At 45.0% G+C, this 5,151-nt stretch carries 4 protein-coding genes and 1 pseudogene; 4 read left to right on the top strand and 1 reads right to left on the bottom strand.

The features are described 5' to 3' along the window. Nucleotides 1–125 precede the first annotated feature (125 nt). Nucleotides 126–281, top strand: a pseudogene (locus tag F6K20_RS40835) (RNA-guided endonuclease TnpB family protein); the annotation flags it as partial. A 21-nt stretch (nucleotides 282–302) separates the two neighbouring features. Here the strand turns inward: F6K20_RS40835 and F6K20_RS23455 are convergent. Beyond that, nucleotides 303–1,031 carry a tetratricopeptide repeat protein gene (locus F6K20_RS23455; RefSeq protein ID WP_287296210.1) on the bottom strand — a complete coding sequence of 243 codons (729 nt, stop codon included), beginning with the start codon at nucleotides 1,029–1,031 and terminating at the stop codon, nucleotides 303–305. A 268-nt stretch (nucleotides 1,032–1,299) separates the two neighbouring features. Between F6K20_RS23455 and F6K20_RS23460 the strand changes: the two genes are divergently transcribed. The 3 genes from F6K20_RS23460 to F6K20_RS23470 all read left to right on the top strand — a co-directional run. Then, complete coding sequence (locus F6K20_RS23460; RefSeq protein WP_009148806.1) at nucleotides 1,300–2,430, top strand: amidohydrolase family protein; 1,131 nt, start codon at nucleotides 1,300–1,302, stop codon at nucleotides 2,428–2,430. Between the two features lie 496 nt (nucleotides 2,431–2,926). Next, complete coding sequence (locus tag F6K20_RS23465) at nucleotides 2,927–4,411, top strand: anhydro-N-acetylmuramic acid kinase (RefSeq protein ID WP_009148802.1); 1,485 nt, start codon at nucleotides 2,927–2,929, stop codon at nucleotides 4,409–4,411. Nucleotides 4,412–4,721: 310 nt separating this feature from the next. Continuing rightward, on the top strand, nucleotides 4,722–5,151 hold a 430-nt coding region (locus tag F6K20_RS23470), incomplete at its 3' end, for a hypothetical protein (protein ID WP_287296212.1).

Below are 5,151 nucleotides of genomic sequence, written 5' to 3' on the forward strand. Positions count from 1 at the left end.
TCACCAGAGCTGCCACCAATACATACACAGCAGCCAAAAAGATACTTAGGAGCCGTATGCAACGAAAGTCGCACGTACGGATTTGTAGGAGAGATGCTCCCCTTAATAGGGGACATCGACTCTAACAGTTGGTCAACATCGGCGGAAGTAAAATTATTAAATCAAAAATTGATGGTCGATCTATGGATCGAGACATCAATGGCGCTCGTGGTATATTTCTGCGAGCCTTGGGAGATACCCCCTGGCTGAGAAATCAGCTTGCATTAGTGAGCCAGGATTGACTTTTTGGAAGATTTTGGCAGCTAAAAAGTATCGGCAAATCCTCGCTGTTTCCAAGCCAAAGAGTTTTGAGCATCAAGTTGAATCGCCTTGTCAAAATCGGTGATTGCTTTTTGATATCGACCGAGTTGATAAAAAGCTGTGCCTCGGTCAATCCAAATTGAAGCAGCTTTGGCATCCACTTCCAGTACTTGGTTGTAGAATGCGATCGCCTCAGAATACCGTTTCAAATCATAAAGCAGCACACTGGCAATTTTTTTGGGAATAATTGTCTGTACCAACTGCTGTTCAAATTCTGATGTGGCTTGAATTGAAACTGCTTGCTTCCAGGCCGTAATCACCGCATCGTATCGTTTTAGTTTATGGTTTGCCTTGCCTTTCTCAAACCACGCTAAAAGGTAATTGGGCTTAATTTTAATCGCTTGATCATAGGAAGCGATCGCGGCTTCGTACTGGCCCAAGCTACTCAACGTATCCCCTCGCCAATACCAAGCTAAGAAAGAGTCTGGCTGAAGTTTTACAATCTGCGACCGTATCGTTATCTCTTCACTATACTTACCAATTCCTCGTAACTGACTGGCTTGTTGCCACAACTCATTGATCATTCTCCCTTGTGCAGCAACTTTCTCTGTCGAGGCGTTACGGTGGTCAAAATCCATCTGAGCAACGACAGTTTGAGCATTAGCACTAGCCATACTTGTCGTGTTCAAAGTAGCTAGGGATACTACTACTTGAAACGGTAAATTTTTCATGTTTGGTGGTTAAGCAGTATTCTAGTTGACTTAAAATCAGGGATTACAGTCATAATATTACCAGCAATCTTAGCAAAGACACAGTTACCAAATACACAGTTAGAGGTATCACCATCCAAATGGTTTACCCCACCAACAACTAAAGCGATCGCTACCAATCCTCCAAACAGACCCTAGGCGTCTTCGGGTACTTCCTGCCTTCGTAGTTCAATAAACTTTTTTTTACGTTAACTACCAGACAATTATCTCTAGCATCTAATCATCTGAAATGATTAACCTGTGGACTATCAACGCTATTGACCAACACGCTCACAACCTGCTAACTCCTGAAGCTGCTGCTAATTATCCCTATCCTGCCTTCTTCAGTGAAGCCTATGACCCTGAGATGATTAATCATCATGCCCGTCACAGCCTTTTCTACAAACGAAGCCTTCGGGATATTTCCCAACTCTTAGAGTGTGAACCAGAGGAAGAGGCAATTCTTGAACGTCGCCAGCAATTGGGATTAAAAAAACTAACCCAGCAGTGTTTTAAATCATCTCAACTAGAAGCAATTTTCTTAGATGATGGTTTTCTGCCAAATAAGATTCTTCCTAGAGAATGGCATGAACAATTTCTGCCAGTAAAGCACATCCTTCGTTTGGAATATCTAGCAGAAAATCTCATCCGTGAGATAGATGACTTTGCTACCTTCCTAGACCATTTCCGCTACAACATTGACCCACCACCACCAGGAGTGGTAGGCTTCAAGAGTATTGCTGCCTATCGTACAGGTTTGGATATCCAACAGATACCACAGGAGGTAGCTAAGGAATGTTTTGATTCCTTCAAGCAAGAGGTCTTGAGGGGAAAACCCCTGCGGCTGGTAGATAAGCCTTTAATTGATTTTTTGATTACCCAAGCGCTAGAGATGGCGGCTAAACATGGACTACCTGTGCAGTTTCATACAGGGTTTGGTGACCCAGATTTAGACTTGCCGCTGGCTAATCCAGTTTATATGCGTTCGCTTTTGGAAGACCAACGCTTCCGTAACGCTCCGATTGTCCTGCTGCATGGGTCTTATCCCTATACCCAAGAAGCTGGTTATCTAGCAGCGGTCTATCCTCAGGTGTATTTAGATTTCGGGTTAGCGGTGCCTTTTTTAAGTGTAGCTGGGATGCGTAACGTAGTGCAGCAGTTATTGGAATTTGTGCCAACCAGTAAACTGATGTATTCTTCTGATGCTCACAATATCCCGGAATTATATTACTTGGGAGCCAAGTGGGCACGGATAGTATTGGCACAGGTTTTGGAGGGAGCGATTCACGATGGGGATTTGACTGCTAAGGAGGCGGAGTCGGTTGCTATGGGGATTTTGTGTGATAATGCTCGTGTGCTTTATGGGGCTAATGGTTCTTGATGAAACCGCAAAAGCCCATAGACGCGCTAGCGCTTCGGTGCAGGGTAAGACGGGAAGAGGAAAAGGAGGATTCGAGTTTCTGTTTTCCGGAGACAGTGGCAGGAATGGTGGAGTTAAAAGAAGTAGATGAAATTTAATTACCACCCTGAGCCGTTCCTTCGGGCTTAGGGTTTTTTTGCTGCACTTTCTGCCAACATTCAACAATTACCCAAATCTTAAGATAGCTCAGCTAAAGTTATTAGCAAGTTATTTTGATTCCTGCGCTTAAAGTCTTAGGGGTTTTGTTATTGTTAGGTGGTAATATTAGAAATAAACAATAAATAGTTAACGATAGACTAACTAAACATTAATTACTAGTCAGTAGCTAACATAAGGCGAAAAATAAACCTGTTTTTATGTTCCCTCTCCTCCTATCCGTTACATCCATTACCCATAAGTTGCAGTATCTCTCCTATATTGGTATTTTTAGCTTACCTTAACCCAACACAATTTTAAGATGACCCGTGTAATTGGCTTAATGAGCGGTACATCTGTAGATGGCATCGATGCTGCACTAGTAGAAATTTCTGGCTCAGACTTAGATTTAAAGATTGAGCTACTGGCTGGTGCTACCTATGGCTACCCCACTGAACTCAGGGAAAAAATTCTAGCTGTCTGTGCTGGAAGTCCCCTATCCATGGCAGCATTGGCAGCATTGGATGATGCGATCGCATTTCAATTTGCCCAAGCAGCATTGGCAATTGGGAGTGGTCATCCCCCCGCTGAGTTAATTGGCTCCCATGGTCAAACAGTATACCATCGACCATTAGGGGTTAATGTTGTTCGGGTAGCGTGGCCTATTGGCCAAGGTTCATCCGAGTTGAAAGTTGACAGGTTGAAAGTTGAAAGTTTTCCAGACAACCTGCAACCTGCTAACCTACCCTACTCGAACGCCAAAGGCGAACAACCTGATAACCTTCAACCTGCTAACCTTCAACCTGCTAACCTTCAACCTGCTAACCTTCAACCTACTAACCTTCAACCTGCTAACCTTCAACCTGCTAACCTTCAACCTACTAACCTTCAACCTGCTAACCTTCAACCTGCTAACCTTCAACCTGCTAACCTTGGCCAAAAGGCCACGCTACCCGAACAACCTGTAACGACTCTGGGATATAGCCTTCAACTAGGACGGGGAGAGGTGATTGCTGAGATTACCGGTATCAAGACCATCAGCAATTTCCGTGTGGCTGACATTGCTGCTGGGGGAGAAGGTGCGCCTCTGGTTCCTAAGATAGATGCTTGTTTGCTCCGCTCATCCACCCATAACCGATGTATCCAAAATATTGGTGGTATTAGTAATGTTACTTACTTGCCAGTTAGTGAAGGGAACTGGTTGGAACAGGTATATGGCTGGGATACTGGTCCGGGGAATGCCCTGTTAGATCTGGCTGTCGAGTATTTTACCAACGGTAGAAAAACCTATGATTACAATGGAGAGTGGGCAGCGAGTGGCACTCCCTGTGAGGCTCTGGTCGAACAGTGGCTTGCTCAAGAGTTCTTCAAGATACCGCCACCAAAATCTACCGGACGGGAGTTGTTTAGTCGAGATTATCTCAAGCAGTGTTTGGTAGAAAGTGAAGCCTATAACCTTGCTCCTGCTGATTTCCTGGCAACACTCACAGAACTAACTGTTGCCTCTATTGTTGAGAGCTATCGCAACTTCTTGCCTCAAATGCCAGACCAAGTACTATTGTGTGGTGGAGGGGCAAGCAATCTATACTTGAAGCAACGGCTGCAAATTAGACTAGATTCGGTGCCAGTATTAACCACTGACCAGGTTGGGTTAAGTCGGGATTTTAAAGAAGCGATCGCATTTGCTGTTTTGGCTCATTGGCGTAACCTGGGTATTCCCGGCAATCTACCTCAAGTAACCGGTGCTTCAGAGGCTGTATGTTTAGGAAACCTCTATTCTCCGAGATCGCAACACCAGTCATCCTAAAACTCAGTATTTTAGCGATGCAGCGCGGTCTTGGGGGTCCCCCCCACTCGCTATTGCATCAAGACAGGGATCGTAAGCGTTGTGAAATGCAGTTAATCAGCTGCTCTTGCCATATCAGCTTAGAATCCCCCGTGGGTGAGTCTGGGGGAGAGTTTAACTAGTTTGTCTGTTGCTCCGTAGCAGTTGGGCTACTCGTGGAAGTTTGCCAATGGGATAACCTGAGGGGGTAAACCCCACAACCTTAGGTATAGCAGCTAGAATGAGTGGGGAATGAGAGGGTAATATTCAGTAACAGATAAAGAGTAACACTGTGGCTCACACCTTTTTATTGGAGGAAGGACGCTGGACACTTCGGGGCAATTGGCTGGAACGCAATGGAAAATTAATTGTAGTCAGAGGTGGGACTATGGTTACCTGGAGTCGGGAAAACTGGTTTACTATGGTCACAAGACTGGTTTTTCCCAATAGTGAACGGGAGGATATCTCTTGCCAGTATCTAGGGCGTCTCGATACTGGCGAGCCCAAGTATACCTTTGTCTTACAGCACAGCCTCCTAGGTCGTGTCGAGGGAGAAGGATGGGTGGCTCCAGAATCCATTGTGCAACGGTATTGGCTATTAGGGGATCGCCAACGACGCAGTGGTTTTGAAACCCGGTATCAACGTAATGAAAATATATACTACCTCTCCAGTAGCATTATGGCAGGTCATTATCTCAATAGCACAATGGAAGCAACTTTGG

Origin of the sequence: Moorena sp. SIO2C4 (assembly GCF_010672485.1) — a bacterium.
In the GTDB taxonomy this organism is placed as follows: domain Bacteria; phylum Cyanobacteriota; class Cyanobacteriia; order Cyanobacteriales; family Coleofasciculaceae; genus Moorena; species Moorena producens.